This is a genomic window from Pseudomonas sp. LBUM1640 (genome assembly GCF_059716225.1).
Genome location: NZ_CP166816.1, coordinates 5,210,637 through 5,231,167 on the forward strand (window position 1 = coordinate 5,210,637; position 20,531 = coordinate 5,231,167).

The 20,531-nt window shown below is 60.5% G+C and carries 17 protein-coding genes; 9 read left to right on the forward strand and 8 right to left on the reverse strand.

Annotated elements, in window-relative coordinates; genetic code table 11:
• The first annotated feature begins 1 nt into the window (after position 1).
• Complete coding sequence (locus ACA065_RS22900) at positions 2-730, forward strand: alanyl-tRNA editing protein (RefSeq protein ID WP_497691633.1); 729 nt, start codon at positions 2-4, stop codon at positions 728-730.
• Between the two features lie 58 nt (positions 731-788).
• On the opposite strand, the gene ACA065_RS22905 is transcribed toward ACA065_RS22900, so the two are convergent.
• Positions 789-1,769, reverse strand: a complete 981-nt coding sequence (locus tag ACA065_RS22905) for a hypothetical protein (protein WP_497691634.1) — start codon at positions 1,767-1,769, stop codon at positions 789-791.
• Positions 1,770-2,170: 401 nt separating this feature from the next.
• Here ACA065_RS22905 and ACA065_RS22910 point away from each other — a divergent pair, with 401 nt between their 5' ends.
• Together ACA065_RS22910 and ACA065_RS22915 are read left to right on the forward strand one after the other, a co-directional pair.
• The gene (locus ACA065_RS22910) at positions 2,171-3,916 is read left to right on the forward strand and encodes an ABC transporter permease (protein WP_497691635.1); all 1,746 of its coding nucleotides are present in this window, start codon (positions 2,171-2,173) and stop codon (positions 3,914-3,916) included.
• A 14-nt stretch (positions 3,917-3,930) separates the two neighbouring features.
• On the forward strand, positions 3,931-5,250 hold the full coding sequence (locus ACA065_RS22915) for an ABC transporter ATP-binding protein (RefSeq protein ID WP_497691636.1): 1,320 nt from the start codon (positions 3,931-3,933) through the stop codon (positions 5,248-5,250).
• Between the two features lie 159 nt (positions 5,251-5,409).
• Here the strand turns inward: ACA065_RS22915 and prpD are convergent, their stop codons facing one another.
• The 6 genes from prpD to ACA065_RS22945 all read right to left on the reverse strand — a co-directional run bounded on the left by prpD (position 5,410) and on the right by ACA065_RS22945 (position 13,903).
• Positions 5,410-6,894, reverse strand: coding sequence for a 2-methylcitrate dehydratase (gene prpD, locus ACA065_RS22920; RefSeq protein ID WP_497691637.1), 1,485 nt, complete (start codon positions 6,892-6,894; stop codon positions 5,410-5,412).
• Positions 6,895-7,121: 227 nt separating this feature from the next.
• Positions 7,122-8,312: a 2-methylaconitate cis-trans isomerase PrpF gene (gene prpF, locus ACA065_RS22925; RefSeq protein ID WP_497691638.1), complete on the reverse strand. Its 1,191-nt coding sequence runs from the start codon at positions 8,310-8,312 to the stop codon at positions 7,122-7,124.
• A 10-nt stretch (positions 8,313-8,322) separates the two neighbouring features.
• Positions 8,323-10,917 (reverse strand): Fe/S-dependent 2-methylisocitrate dehydratase AcnD, encoded by a 2,595-nt coding sequence (acnD, locus tag ACA065_RS22930; protein ID WP_497691639.1) that lies wholly within the window; start codon positions 10,915-10,917, stop codon positions 8,323-8,325.
• Between the two features lie 202 nt (positions 10,918-11,119).
• Positions 11,120-12,247, reverse strand: a complete 1,128-nt coding sequence (gene prpC, locus ACA065_RS22935; RefSeq protein ID WP_497691640.1) for a bifunctional 2-methylcitrate synthase/citrate synthase — start codon at positions 12,245-12,247, stop codon at positions 11,120-11,122.
• A gap of 43 nt (positions 12,248-12,290) precedes the next feature.
• Positions 12,291-13,184: a methylisocitrate lyase gene (prpB, locus tag ACA065_RS22940; RefSeq protein WP_016979248.1), complete on the reverse strand. Its 894-nt coding sequence runs from the start codon at positions 13,182-13,184 to the stop codon at positions 12,291-12,293.
• Positions 13,181-13,903, reverse strand: coding sequence for a GntR family transcriptional regulator (locus tag ACA065_RS22945; RefSeq protein WP_497691641.1), 723 nt, complete (start codon positions 13,901-13,903; stop codon positions 13,181-13,183). The genes prpB and ACA065_RS22945 overlap by 4 nt, the downstream gene beginning before the upstream one ends.
• Before the next feature lie 272 nt (positions 13,904-14,175).
• Between ACA065_RS22945 and rloA the strand changes: the two genes are divergently transcribed.
• The 6 genes from rloA to ACA065_RS22975 all read left to right on the forward strand — a co-directional run bounded on the left by rloA (position 14,176) and on the right by ACA065_RS22975 (position 19,635).
• A complete protein-coding gene (gene rloA, locus ACA065_RS22950; protein ID WP_497691642.1) occupies positions 14,176-14,712 on the forward strand; it encodes a retropepsin-like aspartic peptidase RloA in 537 nt (178 codons plus the stop codon).
• Between the two features lie 5 nt (positions 14,713-14,717).
• Positions 14,718-16,250 carry an osmotic stress tolerance membrane protein RloB gene (gene rloB / locus ACA065_RS22955; protein ID WP_497691643.1) on the forward strand — a complete coding sequence of 511 codons (1,533 nt, stop codon included), beginning with the start codon at positions 14,718-14,720 and terminating at the stop codon, positions 16,248-16,250.
• Complete coding sequence (locus tag ACA065_RS22960; protein ID WP_497691644.1) at positions 16,250-17,236, forward strand: alpha-L-glutamate ligase-like protein; 987 nt, start codon at positions 16,250-16,252, stop codon at positions 17,234-17,236. Before rloB ends, ACA065_RS22960 begins: the two co-directional genes overlap by 1 nt.
• A 172-nt stretch (positions 17,237-17,408) precedes the next feature.
• A complete protein-coding gene (pabB, locus tag ACA065_RS22965) occupies positions 17,409-18,752 on the forward strand; it encodes an aminodeoxychorismate synthase component I (RefSeq protein ID WP_497691645.1) in 1,344 nt (447 codons plus the stop codon).
• Between the two features lie 224 nt (positions 18,753-18,976).
• Positions 18,977-19,279 carry a type II toxin-antitoxin system HigB family toxin gene (locus ACA065_RS22970; RefSeq protein ID WP_497695407.1) on the forward strand — a complete coding sequence of 101 codons (303 nt, stop codon included), beginning with the start codon at positions 18,977-18,979 and terminating at the stop codon, positions 19,277-19,279.
• Positions 19,279-19,635, forward strand: a complete 357-nt coding sequence (locus tag ACA065_RS22975) for a helix-turn-helix domain-containing protein (RefSeq protein WP_497691646.1) — start codon at positions 19,279-19,281, stop codon at positions 19,633-19,635. Before ACA065_RS22970 ends, ACA065_RS22975 begins: the two co-directional genes overlap by 1 nt.
• Before the next feature lie 131 nt (positions 19,636-19,766).
• Here the strand turns inward: ACA065_RS22975 and thrH are convergent, their stop codons facing one another.
• On the reverse strand, positions 19,767-20,384 hold the full coding sequence (gene thrH / locus ACA065_RS22980) for a bifunctional phosphoserine phosphatase/homoserine phosphotransferase ThrH (RefSeq protein WP_497691647.1): 618 nt from the start codon (positions 20,382-20,384) through the stop codon (positions 19,767-19,769).
• Positions 20,385-20,531 lie beyond the last annotated feature (147 nt).

Genomic DNA, 20,531 nt, shown 5'->3' on the forward strand with positions numbered 1-20,531 from the left:
CATGTCTGTGCACACCATGGAAACCCTGGCGCTGTTCGACAGCGCACCCTACCAGAACGCCTTCAGCGCCCGGGTGATTGCCGTCAGCGAACACGGCATCGCCCTGGAGCACACGTTGTTCTACCCCACCGGCGGCGGGCAACCGGGCGACACCGGGCACCTCACCCTGGCCGATGGCACGCGGGTCGACGTAATCGGCACCGTGCGCGACCCGGTGCTGCGCTCGATCATCTGGCATCAAGTGGAACATTGCCCTGAGCAGTTGACCGCAGGGGTGCAAGTGGATGCAGGCCTGGACTGGGAACGGCGCTACCAGCACATGAAAATGCACACCTGCCTGCACTTGCTGTGCTCGATCATCGATGCGCCCGTGACCGGTTGCAGCATCAGCGCCGACAAGGGCCGCCTGGATTTCGATCTGCCGGAAATGACCCTCGACAAAGACAGCATCACCCGCGACCTTAACGCATTGATCGAGCAGGCCCATACGGTGAAAACCCTTTCGATGCCTGCCTCGGAGTATTCGACGCTGCTGCAGATCACACGCACGCAAGCGGTCGCGCCACCGGTAATCCAGGGTTCAGTTCGAGTGATCGAAATTGCCGGCATCGATATCCAGCCGTGCGGCGGCACCCATGTGATCAACACCGAAGAAATCGGTCGGGTGTTCTGCGAGAAGATCGAGAAGAAGAGCAAGCATAACCGCCGGGTGATTCTGCGGTTTGAGTGAGCGATTGATGCTGACGCGGGCTTGTGTGGGCGTTAACCCACACTAGCGGCATCGAGCGTTATTGTTTTTGCTCGCGGACTTGCTGAGTCAACGTGTCGAACTGCGTTTCAAGTTTCGACATCGCCTGCTCAAAGTACTGTTCCATCTTCTCAATTTGAGCCTCAAGCTTCTGGTTTTCCTGCTTCAGGTATTGAACGGTGCCAGCAGCTGGCGCTGTTGAGTCATTGGCTGGGGCTGACACTTCATTTTGCGCAGGGGCGGTCGGTTCAGGCGCCACGCGGTCGGACGAAGCAGTCTGCGAGGTGTCTGACGGCGCAGGAGGTGTCGGGTTTTGAGGAACACCCTTGCTGAGTAGTTGAGTCAATTTATCCAAGCTATCCGTCAGCTTTTTCAGCTCAGCATCGAATCGACTGAGTAATTGTTTGAACGCACTTTCAATCTGGGTGATTTGAGCAGCCAATATATCAAGCCCCGGAGGCTGGCTTTGCTCAGTACCCTGAGTGCCCTGAGTGCCCTGAGTGCCCTGAGTGTTCTGAGTGTTCTGAGTGTTCTGAGCATCCTCAGTACCCTGGGCCTGGGTATCCGGCGGCGAAGAAGTTTCAGGCGGTGCAGACTGACCATCGGCGCGACGGTTCTGTGGCTTGGCATCAGGCGCATGGGGCGCCTGTTCAGGCGCGTTACCCGAAGTAGTAAGTTGCTGAGTCAAGCGTTGTATTTTCTCACTGAGTTCAGCGATCTTCGCCCCAAACTTTTTACCCAACGCGTTGTATTTGCCGATAAGACTTTGATTTTTCTGAGTCAGCTCAGCTATCTCGTCCTTTGAGTCAGCGCCCTGAGGCGGCTGGTTGACGATTTTGCTGTGGCTCGAAAACTGACCGCGCTGTTCGGGCGTCACTGGGGCACGGGGAGGTGCCGCATCGGGCTGGCCGCCGGCTTGCCCAGCGGCTTCGGCGCTGTCTTCGTAGCGGATCGGCGCCGGTTTTTGAGGCGGTTCATAGCCAACCGTGTAGGGTGCTGGCCGAGTGTTTACGTTAGTCATTGGTACCTTCCCAGATTCAGGTATTGAATTCGCAATTGCCGGTTACCGGAAGGCCTGCATGCGCAGGCCATCTGTTACCTGATTGGCATTTATCTGAAAGAGGGTTCCGTGGCTCTCGGACAGGAGAGTAGCTGTTTGTATCAGAGGCAAAAACAGCTGTGCCCCAGGGTTTGCTTAACGGGCGCGCGGCTGGGCACCACCGCCTTAGCCGCAGTTCGTACAGCAAACTGACAGCAAATTTATGTGCTTGTAACATTCAGAAACGTACAATTCCGCCAGCAACGCCTCGTTGCCCCTGACTCACGAAAACAGCGCCCGCCCCTCTCGGTGGGGCATTCGTGCAGCAGCTAAGCTCGCGCCCATCACGCCCCTGAACCTGAACGCTGCAGGACTGACTGCCTATGAACAAAGTGTTCCGTCACTATTTACCGGCGTCCACGTTGCGCTTGCTGCCCAACCGCTGGGACTTGGTCGCCCTGCCGTTGGTAATTGGCTTTCTACTGTTTTTCTCTATCACTGCCCGTGAAACCTGGGCGCCCATCGCCACGTTACAAAGTGAAGTTATTTCCTTGGACCCGGCCAACCTGCCGGAATACGCGATGCGCACCACCTTGCGCATGCTTGCGGCGATGGTCGCGGCGCTGATTTTCACCTTGTTGTACGGCACCCTGGCGGCCAAAAGCCGACGCGCCGAGAAACTGCTGGTGCCGGTGCTCGACATCCTGCAATCGGTGCCGGTGCTCGGTTACATCTCTTTTACCGTGACGTTTTTCCTGCTGCTGTTTCCCGGGCGCGTGCTGGGTGCCGAGTTTGCGGCGATCTTTGCGATTTTCACCAGCCAGGCCTGGAACATGACGTTCAGCTTCTACCAGTCGCTGCGCATGCTGCCCCATGACCTGGTGGAAGTGTCGACCAACCTGCGGCTGTCCGGCTGGCAGAAGTTCTGGAAGCTCGACGTGCCCTTCGCCATGCCTGGGCTGGTGTGGAACATGATGATGAGCATGTCCGGCGGCTGGTTTTTTGTGGTCGCCTCCGAAGCGATCACCGTCGGCGACAAGACCATTACCCTGCCGGGCGTTGGGTCGTACCTGGCCCTGGCCATTGCCCAGAAAGACCTGCACGCCGTGGGCTACGTGATTGTGGCGATGATTGCGGTAATCCTGATCTACGACCAGTTCCTGTTCCGCCCACTGGTAGCCTGGGCCGACAAGTTCCGCATGGAAACTACCGCCTCCCAGGGCGCCGCGCCGCAATCCTGGGTACTCAACCTGATCCAGCGCACGCGCGTGGTTCAGCGCATTCTGCGCCCGATCACCCGCGCCATCAGCCGTATCGGCAACAAGCGCTTCAGCCTGCCAGGCGGTGCGTTCAAGGCATTGCCGAGCGAAACACCGAAGGCGTCAAAAGTGATCGATTGGGTGTGGGGCACACTCATAGCGCTGCTGGCCGCTTATGCGCTGTACCACATCGTGCAGTACGTCGGTACCGAAGTGACCTTCGCCGAGGTCGGCCATGTGTTCGTGCTGGGCTTGATCACGCTGCTGCGGGTAACCGGCCTGATTTTGATCGCCTCACTCATCTGGGTGCCGTTGGGCGTGATGATCGGCCTGCGCCCCGCCCTTGCGGAAAAAATCCAGCCGCTGGCGCAGTTCCTCGCCGCGTTCCCGGCCAACCTGCTGTTCCCGGTGTTCGTCATCGTGATCCTGCACTACCAGCTCAACCCGGATATCTGGCTGAGCCCGCTGATCGTGCTGGGCACCCAGTGGTACATCCTGTTCAACGTGATCGCCGGGGCCAGCGCGTTCCCCAATGACTTCAAGGAAGCCGCCGCCAACTTCCGCATTCGCGGCTGGCTGTGGTGGCGCAAGGTGATGCTGCCGGGGATTTTCCCGTACTACGTCACCGGCGCCATTACCGCCTCGGGCGGCGCATGGAACGCCAGTATCGTTTCCGAGTACGTGTCCTGGGGCCAGGACAACGTGGTCGCCCACGGGCTGGGCGCCTACATCGCACAGACCACCGCCGCCGGCGACTTCCCGAAAATCGCCTTGGGCGTGGTGGTGATGTCGATCTTTGTGGTGGCCTTCAACCGTGCAGTCTGGCGGCCGATGTACGCCCTGGCTGAAAACAAACTCCGCTTGAATTGACGGGATTCGCTGTGATGAATACCAATACCGAACACACTGCTGATACCCCGCAAATCTACTCGCTGACAAACGTCAACCGAGTCTTCGGCAAAGGCAAAGACGAGCTGCAAGTGCTCAGCGGCGTGGACTTGAGCCTGCATGAAGGCGAGATCGTCGGCATGCTTGGCCGCTCCGGCTCGGGTAAGTCCACGCTGCTGCGCATCATCGCCGGGCTGATCCAGCCGTCGTCGGGCGAAGTGCACTACAACGGCGCGCCACTCAACGGCCCGGCAGAAGGTGTGGCCATGGTGTTCCAGACTTTTGCGCTGTTCCCCTGGCTGACCGTGCTGGAAAACGTGGAAGCCGGCCTGCAGGCCTTGCAAGTCGAACGCAAGGAAAGCCGCCGCCGTGCCCTGGCTGCCATCGACCTGATCGGCCTGGACGGGTTTGAAAACGCCTACCCGCGCGAATTGTCCGGCGGCATGCGCCAGCGCGTGGGGTTTGCCCGCGGCCTGGTGGTCAACCCGACCTTGCTGCTGATGGACGAACCCTTCTCGGCCCTGGACGTGCTCACCGCCGAAACCCTGCGTACCGACTTGCTGGATTTATGGAGCGGCAAACAGCTGCCGATCAAGTCGATCCTGATCGTGACCCACAACATCGAAGAAGCGGTATTGATGTGCGACCGCATCCTGGTGTTGTCGTCCAACCCCGGCCGCGTGGTCGCCGAAATCAAAGTACCGTTCGCACACCCGCGCAACCGCCTGGACCCGACCTTCCGGCAAATGGTCGACGACATCTACGCGCTGATGACCGACCGGCGCAGCGCCGATGCCAAAGGCATACCTGAGCTGAAAATGGGCAGCCTGTTGCCGGAAGTGTCCACCAACCTGATGGCCGGCCTGATCGAAACCCTGGCCGCCGAGCCTTACAACGGGCACGCCGGATTACCGACCGTGGCCGAACGGCGCCTATTGGAAGTGGACGACCTGTTCCCGGTGGCGGAAATGCTTGAGCATTTGGGTTTCGCCGAACTCAAGGGCGCCGACATCACCCTCACCGACGCCGGTAAGCTGTTTGCCGACTATGGCACCCAGGAACGCAAAACGCTGTTTGCCGAGCACTTGATCCGCCACGTGCCGTTGGCCGCGCGCATTCATCATGTGCTGCTGGAACGCAGCCGGCACCGGGCTCCACGGGTGCGTTTCGAGCAGGAGCTGGAAGACTCGATGACCGAAGCCTTTGTGCAGAAAACCCTGGAAAGCGTGGTGGCGTGGGGGCGCTATGCGGAGATTTTCTCGTATGACGACCATACCGAGACGTTCAGCCTGGATGATGTGGAAGGCAGTATGTAGGCTCCCACAGAAAAGCAGATCACCGCGGTCTTGCACTTGAACTCGGTCAAATTGTGGGAGCGGGCTTGCTCGCGAATGCGGTGGGTCAGTGACAGATGAATTGCCTGGCACTCCGCTTTCGCGAGCAAGCCCGCTCCCACATTGGCGCGGTGGTGTTTGTCAGATTACAAATAAGTCCACAAATCGGTTAACCGGCGTGGCCTCAAGCCGCGCCTGATCCTTGCACAGCGCAAAAATCTCCCCACTGCGCTGCGCAGTAAACCGCGTGGCCAGGTTGGCCTTGAACTTGTCCTCCAGCAACGGAATGCCGTCCACCCGACGCCGACGATGCCCAATCGGGTACTCCACCGCCACCTGCTCGGTGCTGGAACCATCCTTGAAAAACACCTGCACCGCGTTGGCGATGGAACGCTTGTCGGCCTCCAGGTATTCACGGCTGTAGCGCGGGTCTTCGACGATGACCATCTTGTCGCGCAGCTCATCGATGATCGGGTGCGCGGCGTGGAATTCATCTTCGTACTGCTCCGCCACCAGGTTGCCGAAGGCCAGCGGCACGGCGGTCATGTATTGCAGACAGTGGTCGCGATCCGCGGCGTTGGCCAGTGGGCCAACCTTGGAAATGATGCGGATCGCCGACTCGTGGGTGGTGATCACGATCCGCTCGATCTCATGCAGGCGATCTTTGACTTGCGGATACAACGTCACCGCCGCTTCGCAAGCGGTTTGCGCGTGGAACTCAGCGGGAAAACTGATCTTGAACAGCACGTTTTCCATCACGTAGGTGCCGTAGGGCTGGGACAGGCTAAACGCGCGCTTGTCCTCAGGCTTGAGCGCCAAGTCCTTGTTGGTGTGGCTGAACAACACGTCATAGAAACCCCATTGCGGCGCGCTCAACACGCCCGGAATGCCCATCTCGCCGCGCAGGGCGATATCCGCCAGGCGCACGCCCCGGCTTGACGCATCGCCCGCCGCCCAGGATTTGCGCGAGCCGGCGTTCGGCGCATGGCGGTACGTGCGCAGGGCCTGGCCGTCGACAAACGCGTGGGACAAGGCCGCCAGTACCTGCTCGCGGTTGGCGCCCATCAGCTTGGCGGTCACCGCCGTGGAGGCGACTTTCACCAGCAGCACATGGTCAAGACCGACGCGGTTGAAGGAGTTTTCCAGGGCAATCACACCTTGGATTTCGTGGGCCATGATCATCGCTTCCAGCACCGCGCGCACGGTCAGCGGTGCGTCGCCATTGGCCACGCGTTTTTGCGAAAGATGATCGGCCACGGCGAGAATGCCGCCGAGGTTATCCGAAGGGTGGCCCCATTCGGCGGCGAGCCAAGTGTCGTTGTAGTCGAGCCAACGCACGATGCAGCCAATGTCCCAGGCGGCTTTGACCGGGTCCAGGCGCAACGAGGTGCCAGGCACTCGCGCGCCGAACGGGACGACGGTGCCCTCCACAATGGGCCCCAGGTGCTTGGTGCACTCTGGGAAACGCAAGGCCAAAAGCCCACAGCCGAGGGTGTCCATCAGGCAGTTGCGGGCGGTGTCCAATGCGGTCGGGGAGTCGACCAGGTAATTGAGGACGTAATCGGCGATGTCCTGCAGGACCTGGTCGTAGTCGGGGCGGTTGTTCTGGTCGACGTTGGCGCTCATGGCAGTTCTCCAAAAGTTAGGGGTTGTTCCATCCTCAGGGTCAGGGTTGATCGTGGTTTGGCAGGTCTGATTGCCTGCCTTGGTAGTGCGGATAACATTGAACCCTGTGGGAGCGGGCTTGCTCGCGAATGCGGTGGACCAGTCATCTAATGTGCAGCTGACACACCGCTTTCGCGAGCAAGCCCGCTCCCACACAAGCCCACTCCCACAAGGGACAGTGGTGGGCTTTAGAAAGCGTCGCCCGGCACGCGTACGAAGCCTTCCATCAGCACCCGCGCGCTGCGGCTCATGATGGCTTTTTTCACCACCCATTCGCCGTTCACTTGGGTGGCCTCGGCACCGACACGCAAGGTGCCGGACGGGTGCCCGAAGCGCACCGCATTACGCTCCACACCACCGGCCGCCAGGTTCACCAAGGTGCCGGAAATCGCCGCCGCCGTGCCAATCGCCACCGCCGCGGTGCCCATCATTGCGTGGTGCAACTTGCCCATGGACAGCGCGCGCACCAGCAAATCCACATCAGCGGCCTTGATCGCCTTGCCGCTGGACGCCACGTAATCCGCAGGCTTGGCCACAAACGCGACCTTCGGCGTGTGCTGGCGCTGGGCAGCTTCGTCCAGATGCTTGATCAAGCCCATGCGCAAGGCGCCGTAGGCGCGCACCGTTTCAAACATTGCCAGGGCTTTCGGGTCGCTGTTGATTGCACCTTGCAGCTCGGTGCCGGTGTAGCCGAGGTCTTCGGCGTTGATGAAAATCGTCGGAATGCCCGCGTTGATCAGCGTTGCCTTGAAGGTGCCGACACCGGGCACTTCCAAGTCGTCGACCAGGTTGCCGGTGGGGAACATCGAGCCACCGCCGCCCTCTTCTTCCGCTGCCGGGTCCATGAATTCAAGCTGCACTTCGGCGGCCGGAAAGGTCACGCCGTCGAGTTCAAAGTCGCCGGTTTCCTGCACCGCGCCATCGGTAATCGGCACATGGGCGATGATGGTCTTGCCGATATTGGCCTGCCACACGCGCACCACGGCTACGCCAATGCGGGGCACGCGTGCCGGGTCAACCAACCCGGCGCTGATGGCGAACGAACCCACCGCCGCCGACAGGTTGCCGCAGTTGCCACTCCAGTCGACAAAAGGCTTGTCGATGGACACTTGGCCAAACAAGTAGTCCACGTCGTGATCGGCGCGGGTGCTCTTGGCCAGGATCACGCTTTTGCTGGTGCTCGAGGTGGCGCCGCCCATGCCGTCGATTTGCTTGTCGTAGGGATCGGGGCTGCCGATCACCCGCAACAGCAAGGCATCGCGCGCGGCCCCCGGCACCTGCGCCGATTCGGGCAAGTCCTTGAGGCTGAAAAACACGCCCTTGCTGGTGCCGCCACGCATGTAGGTGGCGGGGATCTTGATTTGCGCTGCGTGTGCCATGGTTAACCTCTCAGGCGGTCGCCGCCGATTCCAGGAAGTCCTGGGCAAAACGTTGCAACACGCCGCCCGCCTCGTAGATCGACACTTCTTCGGCGGTGTCCAGGCGGCAGGTCACCGGCACTTCGACACGTTCGCCATTCTTGCGGTTGATCACCAGGGTCAGCTGCGCACGCGGAGTGCGTTGGCCGACCACGTCATAGGTTTCGCTGCCATCGATGTTCAGTGTGTGGCGGTCGGTGCCCGGCAGGAACTCCAGCGGCAACACGCCCATGCCCACCAGGTTGGTGCGGTGGATACGCTCAAAGCCTTCGGCGGCAATCGCCTCCACACCGGCCAGGCGCACGCCCTTGGCCGCCCAGTCACGGGACGAGCCTTGGCCGTAGTCGGCGCCGGCAATAATGATCAGTGGCTGCTTGCGTTCCATGTAGGTTTCGATGGCTTCCCACATCCGCGTGACCTGGCCTTCCGGCTCGATACGCGCCAGGGAACCCTGCTTGACCTTGCCGTTTTCCTGGACCATTTCGTTGAACAGTTTCGGGTTGGCGAACGTCGCACGTTGCGCGGTCAAGTGGTCGCCACGGTGAGTCGCATAAGAGTTGAAGTCGACTTCCGGCAAGCCCATTTTCGCCAGGTATTCGCCGGCGGCGCTATCGAGCATGATCGCGTTGGACGGCGACAGGTGGTCGGTGGTGATGTTATCCGGCAACACCGCCAGCGGGCGCATGCCCTTGAGCGGCCGCGCACCGGCGAGTGCGCCTTCCCAATACGGCGGGCGACGGATGTAGGTACTTTGCGGGCGCCAGTCGTACAGCGGCGCGACTTTAGGGCCGGTGTCTTCGTGAATCGCGAACATCGGGATATACACCGCGCGGAACTGCTCCGGCTTGACCGAGGCCTTGACCACCGCGTCGATTTCTTCGTCGCTCGGCCAGATGTCTTGCAGGCGGATTTCCTTGCCGTTGGCGTCCAGGCCCAGCACGTCTTTTTCGATGTCGAAACGGATGGTGCCGGCAATCGCGTAGGCCACCACCAACGGCGGCGAGGCCAGGAACGCTTGTTTGGCGTAGGGGTGAATGCGCCCGTCGAAGTTGCGGTTGCCCGACAGCACGGCGGTGGCGTACAGGTCGCGGTCGATGATTTCCTGTTGGATCACCGGGTCGAGCGCGCCCGACATGCCGTTGCAGGTGGTGCACGCGAACGCCACGACACCAAAACCCAGCCGCTCCAACTCGTGGGTCAAGCCCGCTTCGTCAAGGTACATCGCCACGGTTTTCGAACCCGGCGCCAACGAGGATTTGACCCACGGCTTGCGGGTCAGCCCAAGCTTATTGGCGTTACGCGCCAGCAGTCCGGCAGCGATCACGTTGCGGGGGTTACTGGTGTTGGTGCAGCTGGTGATGGCGGCGATGATCACCGCGCCGTCAGGCATTTGCCCCGGCACTTCGTCCCAGTGGCCAGAGATACCTTTGGAGGCCAGGTCGCTGGTGGCCACCCGGGCGTGCGGGTTGCTCGGGCCCGCCATGTTGCGCACCACGCTGGACAGGTCGAAGGTCAGGCCACGCTCGTACTGCGCGCCTTTCAAATCATCAGCCCACAGGCCGGTGTGGCGCGCGTATTGCTCGACCAAGGTGACTTGTTCGTCTTCGCGGCCAGTGAGTTTGAGGTAGGCGATGGTCTGCTGGTCGATGTAGAACATCGCCGCCGTGGCGCCGTATTCCGGGGCCATGTTGGAGATGGTCGCGCGGTCGCCAAGGGTCAGCCTGGAGGCGCCTTCGCCGAAGAATTCCAGCCACGCGCCGACTACTTTTTGTTTACGCAGGAACTCGGTCAGCGCCAGCACCATGTCGGTGGCGGTGATGCCAGGCAGCAGTTTGCCGGTGAGCTCCACGCCGATAATTTCCGGCAGGCGCATCCACGAGGCGCGGCCGAGCATCACGCTCTCCGCTTCGAGGCCGCCGACGCCGATGGCGATCACGCCCAGGGCATCCACGTGCGGGGTGTGGCTGTCGGTGCCGACGCAGGTATCCGGGAAGGCCACGCCGTCGCGCACCTGAATAACCGGAGACATTTTCTCCAGGTTGATCTGGTGCATGATGCCGTTGCCTGGCGGGATCACGTCGACGTTTTTGAAGGCCTTTTTGGTCCACTCGATAAAGTGAAAACGGTCTTCGTTGCGACGGTCTTCGATGGCGCGGTTTTTCTCGAACGCGTCCGGGTCAAAACCACCGGCTTCGACGGCCAGGGAGTGGTCGACAATCAGCTGGGTCGGCACCACCGGGTTGACCTGGGCCGGGTCACCGCCTTGCAGGGCAATAGCGTCGCGCAGGCCGGCGAGGTCGACCAGCGCGGTCTGGCCGAGGATGTCGTGGCACACCACGCGCGCCGGGAACCATGGGAAGTCGAGGTCGCGCTGGCGTTCGATCAGTTGGCTCAGCGACGCGTTCAGAGTGGCCGGGTCGCAACGGCGTACGAGGTTTTCGGCGAGCACGCGCGAGGTGTAGGGCAAGGTAGCGTAGGCGCCGGGGGTGATTGCATCGACAGCCGCGCGGGCGTCGAAGAAATCCAGGCGGCTGCCGGGGAGCGATTTGCGAAATTCAGTGTTCATCGTCAGGACTCGGTCACGGTAGTTACAAAAGAAGAACCGAAGCAGATCCAGAATTGGGATGAGGTCAAAATGTGGGAGCGGGCTTGCTCGCGAAGGCGGTGTAACAGTCGCCCTATGTGTTGAATGACACACCGCATTCGCGAGCAAGCCCGCTCCCACATTTTTGATTCGGTTACCACTTCGGGATAGCCGGTCTCTTCACTCAGCGACGTTCGATTGGCACGAACTTGCGCTGTTCAACGCCGATGTACTCGGCGCTTGGACGGATGATGCGGTTGTTGGCGCGCTGCTCGAACACATGTGCTGCCCAGCCGGTCAGGCGCGAACACACGAAGATCGGCGTGAACAGCTTGGTCGGGATGCCCATGAAGTGGTACGCCGAGGCATGGTAGAAGTCAGCGTTGGGGAACAGCTTCTTCTGCTCCCACATGGTTTTGTCGATGGCTTCGGAGACCGGGAACAGGACCTTGTCGCCCACTTCGTCGGCGAGTTTTTTCGACCAACCCTTGATCACTTCATTACGCGGGTCGTTGTCTTTGTAGATCGCATGGCCGAAGCCCATGATCTTGTCTTTGCGCGCCAGCATGCCCAGGGTGCCTTCGACGGCTTCTTCAGCCGAGCCGAAACGCTCGATCATTTCCATCGCCGCCTCGTTGGCGCCGCCGTGCAGCGGGCCACGCAGCGAGCCAATCGCGGCGGTGACGCAGGAATACAGATCCGACAGGGTCGAGGCACACACACGGGCAGTGAAGGTCGAGGCGTTGAATTCGTGCTCGGCGTAAAGGATCAGCGACACGTTCATCACTTTCTCGTGCAGCGCGCTCGGCTTCTTGCCATGCAACAGGTGCAGGAAATGGCCGCCGATGCTTGGCTCGTCGGTCACGCAGTCAATCTTTTTGCCGTCGTGGCTGAAGCGATACCAGTAGCACATGATCGCCGGGAAGGCGGCGAGCAGGCGGTCGGTGACATCGCGCTGCACGCTGAAATCTTTTTCGGGCTCGATATTGCCCAGGAACGAGCAACCGGTGCGCATCACGTCCATCGGGTGGGCGTCGGCGGGGATGCGTTCCAGCACTTCTTTCAGCGCCTGGGGCAGGTCGCGCAGTGTGCTCAGCTTTTTGCTGTAGGCGGCCAGCTCGGCCTGGGTCGGCAGCTCGCCGTACAACAGCAGGTAGGCGACTTCTTCAAACTGCGCATCGGCGGCGAGTTCGCGCACGTCGTAGCCGCGATAGGTCAGGCCGGCACCGGCCTGGCCCACGGTGGACAGTGCGGTCTGCCCGGCCACCTGGCCACGCAGGCCGGCGCCACTGAGTACTTTTGCTTCAGCCATGGTTCTTCTCCAATTTTGTAGTTATTCAGGGAGCCCGAAGGGTTTACTTTTTCGCAGCAAACAGCGCGTCGAGCTTCTGCTCGAAGGTGTGGTAGTCGATGCGATCGTAAAGCTCCATGCGGGTTTGCATGGTGTCGATCACGTTCTGTTGGGTGCCGTCGCGACGGATCGCGGTGTAGACGTTCTCGGCGGCCTTGTTCATGGCGCGGAAGGCCGAGAGCGGGTACAGCACGATGGAAACATCGGCAGATTTCAACTGTTCGGTGGTGTACAGCGGCGTCGCGCCGAATTCGGTGATGTTGGCCAGGATCGGCGCTTTCACGCGGGAGGCGAAGAGTTTGTACATCTCAAGCTCAGTGATGGCCTCCGGGAACACCATATCGGCGCCGGCTTCGATGCACGCAGCGGCACGTTCCAGGGCGGACTCCAAACCTTCGACCGCCAGGGCGTCGGTGCGCGCCATGATCACGAAGCTGTCATCGGTGCGCGCATCCACGGCGGCCTTGATGCGGTCGACCATTTCCTGCTGGGACACGATTTCTTTGTTCGGGCGATGGCCGCAGCGCTTGGCGCCGACCTGGTCTTCGATATGGATGGCCGCCGCGCCGAACTTGATCATCGACTTGACCGTGCGCGCGACGTTGAAGGCCGAGGAGCCGAAGCCGGTGTCCACGTCGACCAACAGCGGCAGGTCGCACACATCGGTGATGCGGCGCACGTCGGTCAACACATCATCCAGGCCGGTAATGCCCAGGTCCGGCACGCCGAGGGAACCCGCGGCTACACCGCCACCCGACAGATAAATCGCCTTGAAACCGGCACGCTTGGCCAGCAGTGCGTGGTTAGCGTTGATCGCACCGACGACCTGCAAGGGCTGTTCGCTGGCGACTGCATCACGGAAACGCTGGCCGGGAGTGGTTTTATTGTTGGAACTCATGACTCACCTCGCTGAGTGGCTGTCTGGGGGGCACCGTCCGGGAAGTGACGGGCAATATTGCGTTTGGAAGCGCCGATATGCCGGCGCATCAACAGTTCAGCCAGTTCACCGTCACGATCGGCAATCGCGTCAAGAATGCGGTGATGCTCGGCAAAGGCCTGGCGTGGACGATTAGGGGTGGTGGAGAACTGGATGCGGTACATGCGCACCAATTGGTACAGCTCGCCGCAGAGCATTTGGGTGAGGGTGCGATTACCGGCGCCTTGAATTATCCGGTAATGAAAATCGAAGTCGCCTTCTTGCTGGTAGTAGCCAAGGCCGGCCTGGAACGCTTCGTCGCGCTCATGGGTGTGCAACACCTGGCGCAGCTCTTCGATTTCCACGTCGGTCATACGCTCGGCGGCCAGGCGGCAGGCCATGCCTTCCAGGGATTCGCGAATTTCGTAGAGTTCGATCAACTCGGCGTGGCTTAAGGACACCACCCGCGCGCCAACATGCGGCACGCGCACCAGCAAGCGCTGGCCTTCCAGGCGGTGGATCGCTTCGCGCAGCGGGCCACGGCTGATGCCATAGGTGCGCGCCAGCTCCGGCTCGGAGATCTTGCTGCCGGGGGCGATCTCGCCCTTGACGATGGCGGCCTGGATACGCCGGAAGACGTTCTCCGACATTGTCTGGGAATCGTCTGACAGAGCCAGCGAGACTTCCGCTTGATCGAGCATATTGTCGACACCTTTAAAAGTAATGCCGCAAAAACTAGCCAATTAGCCTGTATTAGTCAAAGAATAAATCCACATTGTCGACAATCGTCTAACAACCCCTTCTGCACTTTATCGGGGCATGGCCGCCTGCCAGCGCTGGCGCCAAAAAAGCATCATGTTAGAATGGCCGCCGCATTTGCCTTACATCACTTGATGAAACGGCGCACGAGGGAGCTTGCGCAGCAATGCCAGTCGCCTTGAATTAAACATCGCACTGCACCGCCTCAGGATCTATGAGACTCAAGCCCTTCCTTCCAGTGTTTTGCCTAGTGTGCATACCGAGCCTTGGCGTCGCCGCCGAGAAGACCGTGTATGGTCTGAACGAATACGCGAAACTTGCGGGTATTGACCTGGAAGTAGCGGCCAAACTCGACACTGGCGCCAAGACCGCCTCGTTGAGCGCCCGCGATATCAAGCGTTTCAAGCGTAACGGTGAATCCTGGGTACGCTTCTACCTGGCCATCGACACCGCCCATTCCCACCCCATCGAACGCCCCCTGGCCCGCGTCAGCAAAATCAAGCGCCGCGCCGGTGACTACGACCCCGATGAGGACAAGAACTACACCGCCCGCCCAGTGATTGCCCTGGACATCTGCATGGGCACCGCTTTACGCAGCATCGAAGTGAACTTGACTGACCGCAGCGCATTCCAATACCCGCTGCTGATCGGCTCCGAAGCCTTGAAACGCTTTGATGCGCTGGTCGACCCCAGTCTTAAATACGCAGCGGGCAAACCTGCCTGCGCCGCTGACGCTCCTACCGCCGAGTAAACCGAATGCGCTCTCTGACCCTGCACCTGAAAATCCTGATCACCCTCCTGGTGGTATTGGGTATTTCGGTCACCGCCTACCAGATTTTCGTGCTGGGGATTCCCGTCACCGAGGACGCCACCGACGACCTGTGGAACATCGACGCCAAGGTCGAGTTCGTTGCCAACCCCAAGGACCCGGTGAAAATCTCGATGTTCGTGCCGCCCCTGAGCCGCGACTTCGTCAGCCTCAACGAGAGCTTCATCTCCAATAATTACGGCGTGAGCGTCAACCGCACCGACGGCAACCGCAAGGTCACCTGGTCGGCCCGCCGCGCCAAGGGCAACCAGACGCTGTATTACCGCCTGGTGCTGACCAAGCGTTACAGCGGTGAAAAGGTCAAAGTCAAAGGCCCGACCTTTCGCGACAGCATTGCCGTGGAAGGCCCGGAAAAAATCGCCGCCGAAGCGTTGCTGGCACCGATCCGCCAGCATTCGGCCGATGTCGAGACCTTCATCACTGAAGCGATCAAGCGCACCAACAACCTCAACGACGACAATGTGAAGCTGTTGCTGGCGGGCGACCCGTCGACATCGCACAAGGCCAAGATCGTCGAGTTATTGCTGTCCATCGCCCATGTGCCGGTGGAAAAAGTCCACACCATCCGCCTCGTCGCCGACCAACCGCAAACCCCGGAACTGTGGCTGCGTAGCTTCAATGGCAATGACTGGCTGTATTTCAACCCGGAAAACGGCGAGCAAGGCCTGCCCGCCGACCGCCTGCTGTGGTGGACCGGCGATGAAAACCTGATCACGGTGGATGGCGGCAAGAAAGCCATGGTGACCTTCAGCCTGAACAACAGCGAAATGAACGCGATTCGCCTGGCCAAGCTGACCGATGAAAACACCGACGCCAACTTCCTCGAATACTCGCTGTATGGCTTGCCGCTGCAAACCCAGCAGACCTTCATGATCATGGTGATGATCCCGATTGGCGTACTGGTGATCCTGATCCTGCGCAACCTGATCGGCCTGCAGACGCTGGGCACCTTTACCCCGGTGCTGATCGCCCTGGCGTTCCGCGAGACGCAGCTGGGCTTTGGTATTGTGCTGTTCACCATTATTACCGCGCTGGGCCTGTCGCTCAGGTCCTACCTGGAGCACTTGAAGCTGCAGATGCTGCCGAGGCTGTCGGTGGTGCTGACCTTCGTGGTGGTGTTGATCGCGGCCATCAGCCTGTTCAGCCACAAGCTGGGCCTGGAGCGTGGGCTGTCGGTGGCGCTGTTCCCGATGGTGATCTTGACCATGACCATCGAACGCCTGTCGATCACCTGGGAAGAGCGCGGCGCCAACCACGCGCTGAAAGTGGCGATTGGTACGCTGTTCGCCGCCTCGCTGGCGCACATCATCATGAGCGTGCCGGAGCTGATCTACTTTGTGTTCACCTTCCCGGCGATCCTGTTGATCCTGGTGGGTTTCATGCTGGCGATGGGTCGTTATCGCGGCTACCGCCTGACCGAGCTGGTGCGTTTCAAGGCCTTCCTCAAGGCTGACTCGTAATGTTCGGCTTCTGGAAGACCTGGAAGGCCCTGGAAGCGCGCGGGATCATGGGCATCAACCGGCGTAACGCCGACTACGTGCTCAAGTACAACAAGCGCAGCCTGTACCCGATTGTGGATGACAAGATCATCACCAAGGAGCGCGCCATAGCCGCCGGCATTCACGTGCCGGAAATGTACGGGATCATTTCCACCGAGAAGGAAATCGACAAGCTCGACGAGATCATCGGTGGGCGCAGCGACTTCGTGATCAAACCGGCCCAGGGCGCCGGCGGCGACGGCATCCTGGTGGTGGCCGACCGGTTTGAGGGGCGCTATCGCACGGTGTCCGGCAAGATCATCAGCCATGAAGAAATCGAGCATCAGATCTCCAGCATCCTCACCGGCCTGTATTCGCTGGGCGGCCACCGCGACCGCGCGCTGATCGAATACCGCGTGGTGCCCGACCAGATCTTCAAGAGCATCAGCTACGAAGGCGTGCCGGATATCCGCATCATCGTGCTGATGGGCTACCCGGTGATGGCCATGCTGCGCTTGCCGACGCGCCAGTCCGGCGGCAAGGCCAACCTGCACCAGGGCGCGATTGGCGTGGGTGTCGACCTGGCCACCGGGCTGACGTTGCGCGGCACCTGGCTGAACAACATCATCACCAAACACCCCGACACCACGAACGCAGTGGATGGCGTGCAACTGCCCAACTGGGACGGTTTCATGAAGCTGGCAGCCAGTTGCTATGAACTGTGCGGGCTGGGTTATATCGGCGTGGACATGGTGCTGGACCAGGAAAAAGGCCCGCTGATCCTCGAGCTGAACGCGCGGCCGGGGCTGAACATCCAGATTGCCAATGATTGCGGGCTGACGTTGCGCACCCATGCGGTGGAAGCGCGGCTGGAAGAATTGAAGGCGGCGGGCGTAACGGAAACGCCGGAAGAGCGGGTGAAGTTCGTGCAGGAGATGTTTGGGCATATTCCTGCCGTAGAGGGCTGATATCAGTGTGGGAGCGGGCTTGCTCGCGAATACGGTCTTTCAGACACATAGATATTGACTGACCCACCGCCTTCGCGAGCAAGCCCGCTCCCACATTTAAACCGAGCTCTAGGACCAAACCCTTTGGGGGACTACAATCGCCTCCCCCAAGCCAACAGCTGATCCACCCCGCATGTCGACCTGTTCCGTACACCCGCTGCCCTACCGGGCCAACCCCGCTGAATATTTCACAGCGATTCGCCATGCGCCCGGCGCGGTGCTGCTCGACAGCGGCCGCCCGGCCGCCGAGCGCGGGCGTTATGACCTGCTCAGCGCCTGGCCGGTGGAGACGCTAACGGTAGGGCCTGACGAAAGCGGCAGTGATTTTCTGCAACGCTTGCGCGAAAACCTCACGCAGTTGGGTGAGGCGGGTTTGCCTGCTGGTTATGAGTTGCCGTTCGCTGGCGGCTTGATCGGTTACCTGAGCTACGACTTCGGCCGCCACTTGGAACACATGCCGCACTTGGCGGTGGATGACCTGCACCTGCCGGATGCACGCTTCGGGTTGTATGCGTGGGCGCTGATCAGCGATCACCAGGCGCACACCAGCCAGTTGGTGTTTCACCCGGCGCTGCCCGACAACGAACGGCAACGCTTGATCGACCTGTTCAGCCTGCCGGCCTCGGATGCATCGGCGACCTTCGCGCTCCAAGGCCCTATGGCGCCCGACCTCACTGCCGAGGCTTACCGCCAAGCCATCGTGCGTATCCAGGACTATATCCAGGCGGGCGACTGCTACCAGGTCAACTTTGCCCAGCGCTTTCGCGCGCCGTGCGACGGCGATCCGTGGGCGGCTTACTGCGCCTTGCGTGAGGCTTGCCCCACCCCGTTTTCCGGGTTCCAGAGCCTGCCGAACGACGGCGCAGTGCTGAGCCTGTCGCCGGAGCGTTTTGTACACATCAGCGAGCGCCGCGTCGAAACCCGCCCCATCAAAGGCACCCGCCCACGCGGTTTGACGCCCAAAGAAGACGCGGCCAACGCCGCCGAACTGCTGGCCAGCCCCAAGGATCGCGCCGAAAACCTGATGATCGTCGACCTGCTGCGCAACGACCTCGGCCGCACCTGCCGCACCGGCTCAGTGAAAGTGCCGGAGTTGTTCAGCCTGGAAAGCTACCCCAACGTGCACCACTTGGTGAGCAGCGTCACCGGCACCTTGGCTGACGACAAAGACGCCCTCGACCTGATCGCGGGAAGCTTCCCCGGCGGTTCCATCACGGGAGCGCCGAAGATTCGTGCGATGCAAATTATCGACGAGCTGGAGCCGACCCGACGTGGGTTGTACTGCGGCTCGCTGATGTATTTGGATGTGCGCGGCGAGATGGACAGTTCCATCGCGATTCGCAGCCTGCTGGTCAAGGATGGGCAGGTGTGCTGCTGGGGCGGCGGCGGGATCGTGGCGGATTCGCAGTGGGAGGCGGAGTATCAAGAGTCGCTGACCAAAGTGCGGGTGTTGTTACAAACATTGGAAAGCCTGTAGCGCCTCGCGCTTCCTGACTCTCGGACGTTGAACCCCTCGGCCGAAAAAGCCTGAATCAGAACGGCTGTGGACGCAGCACCGGCTCGGCGATAGCGTCCGGCTGACCACCCAACGCCGTCTGTGAAGGATCACATGAAACGACTGCCAACTCGTCAGAAATTATTTCCGCGATTGCATATCCATCAACCCACACCTATTATCTCCCAAATTGGGAGACATCAGTGATGCGGATCATTGCTCTCTCCACCTTACGAATATTCTGGGAAAGCCATCGCGCTTATATCGACGCTAAAACGCCGCTGGTCGAGCTGTATCGCCATATGGAGAAGACCACTTATGCAACGCCGCAGGCACTCAAAGCAGCGCTGCGAACAGCGAGCATTCTCAAAGGCGGCAGGGTTGTTTTCAACGTCGGCGGCAACAAGTATCGAGTAATCATGGCGATCGATTACCAGCGACAACTGGGGTTCATACGTTTCGTGGGAACCCACGCGCAATACGACCAGATCAACGCGGAGACCGTGTGATGAACATCAAACCTATTCATACCCAGGAAGACCTGGCTGCGGCGCTCACACGCGTCGAGCAGCTATGGGGCGCTGACATCGGCTCGCCTGAGGGTGACGAGCTGGAAATCCTCGCCGTCCTCATTGAGAAGTACGAAGCGGAGCATTATCCAATGCCGCCTTCGGACCCGGTGGAAGCAATTAAATTTCGCATGGAGCAGTTAGGCATGACCGCCCGTGACCTTGAGCCGTTTATAGGTACGAGCGGGCGGGTTTCTGAAGTGCTGAATCACAAGCGGAAGCTGAGCTTGGCGATGATCAAGCGCCTGCATGAGGGCTTGAGTATTCCTTACGAGCGGTTGCTGGCTGGCGCTTAGGATTTTTAGCGTTCATAAGGGCCTCTTCGCGAGCAAGCCCGCTCCCACATTTGATCGCGTTCCCACAGATGAAAGCGGTTGAATGTGGGAGCGGGCTTGCTCGCGAAGGGGCCATCAGCATCAGCTGGAAGTTACAGGCTCAACGACCGATTCGACGCCTTAATGAACTCTTTCTTCAAATCCTCGAACGTATGCACCGCCGGGAACTGCGGGAACTCGCGGATCACATTCTGCGGCGCGTGAAACAAAATCCCACGGTCAGCTTCGCCCAGCATGGTGGTGTCGTTGTAGGAGTCGCCGGCGGCGATCACGCGGTAGTAGAGGGTCTTGAACGCCAGCACCGACTGGCGCTTGGGGTCTTTTTGGCGCAGTTGATAGCTCACCACCCGGTCGTTTTCATCGGTAATCAGGCGGTGGCACAGCAGGGTCGGAAAGCCCAGCTGGCGCATCAGCGGTTGGGAAAACTCGTAGAAGGTGTCTGACAGGATCACCACCTGGAAACGCTCGCGCAACCAGTTGACGAACTCAATGGCGCCGTCCAGCGGCTTGAGGGTGGCGATCACTTCCTGGATGTCGGAAAGCTTGAGCCCGTGCTCGTCGAGGATGCGCAGACGCTGCTTCATCAGCACGTCGTAATCGGGAATGTCGCGAGTGGTGGCCCGCAGGGATTCAATACCGGTTTTTTCGGCGAAGGCGATCCAGATTTCCGGAACCAACACCCCTTCCAGGTCGAGACAGGCAATTTCCACAACACACCCCTATTGATATTGTTTAAGTTGAGCGAGCAAAAGGACTGCCGAACTCTAGCGACTCACGCTCGGCGCCGCAACGCAGGGCGGATTTTGATACCATCGCTCCCCTATAGAGCGCTCAGCGCCACTGACCTGTAGGAACCG

Excerpts from the sequence above, each read along its gene's own strand:
- prpB (WP_016979248.1), bottom strand. The coding sequence starts at position 13,184 with ATGAGTTCCAACAATAAAACCACTCCCGGCCAGCGTTTCCGTGATGCA.
- ACA065_RS22910 (WP_497691635.1), top strand. The coding sequence starts at position 2,171 with ATGAACAAAGTGTTCCGTCACTATTTACCGGCGTCCACGTTGCGCTTG.
- prpC (WP_497691640.1), bottom strand. The coding sequence starts at position 12,247 with ATGGCTGAAGCAAAAGTACTCAGTGGCGCCGGCCTGCGTGGCCAGGTG.
- ACA065_RS22960 (WP_497691644.1), top strand. The coding sequence starts at position 16,250 with ATGTTCGGCTTCTGGAAGACCTGGAAGGCCCTGGAAGCGCGCGGGATC.
- rloA (WP_497691642.1), top strand. The coding sequence starts at position 14,176 with ATGAGACTCAAGCCCTTCCTTCCAGTGTTTTGCCTAGTGTGCATACCG.
- ACA065_RS22970 (WP_497695407.1), top strand. The coding sequence starts at position 18,977 with ATGCGGATCATTGCTCTCTCCACCTTACGAATATTCTGGGAAAGCCAT.
- ACA065_RS22915 (WP_497691636.1), top strand. The coding sequence starts at position 3,931 with ATGAATACCAATACCGAACACACTGCTGATACCCCGCAAATCTACTCG.
- rloB (WP_497691643.1), top strand. The coding sequence starts at position 14,718 with ATGCGCTCTCTGACCCTGCACCTGAAAATCCTGATCACCCTCCTGGTG.
- ACA065_RS22905 (WP_497691634.1), bottom strand. The coding sequence starts at position 1,769 with ATGACTAACGTAAACACTCGGCCAGCACCCTACACGGTTGGCTATGAA.
- ACA065_RS22975 (WP_497691646.1), top strand. The coding sequence starts at position 19,279 with ATGAACATCAAACCTATTCATACCCAGGAAGACCTGGCTGCGGCGCTC.
- acnD (WP_497691639.1), bottom strand. The coding sequence starts at position 10,917 with ATGAACACTGAATTTCGCAAATCGCTCCCCGGCAGCCGCCTGGATTTC.
- prpF (WP_497691638.1), bottom strand. The coding sequence starts at position 8,312 with ATGGCACACGCAGCGCAAATCAAGATCCCCGCCACCTACATGCGTGGC.
- prpD (WP_497691637.1), bottom strand. The coding sequence starts at position 6,894 with ATGAGCGCCAACGTCGACCAGAACAACCGCCCCGACTACGACCAGGTC.
- pabB (WP_497691645.1), top strand. The coding sequence starts at position 17,409 with ATGTCGACCTGTTCCGTACACCCGCTGCCCTACCGGGCCAACCCCGCT.
- ACA065_RS22900 (WP_497691633.1), top strand. The coding sequence starts at position 2 with ATGTCTGTGCACACCATGGAAACCCTGGCGCTGTTCGACAGCGCACCC.
- ACA065_RS22945 (WP_497691641.1), bottom strand. The coding sequence starts at position 13,903 with ATGCTCGATCAAGCGGAAGTCTCGCTGGCTCTGTCAGACGATTCCCAG.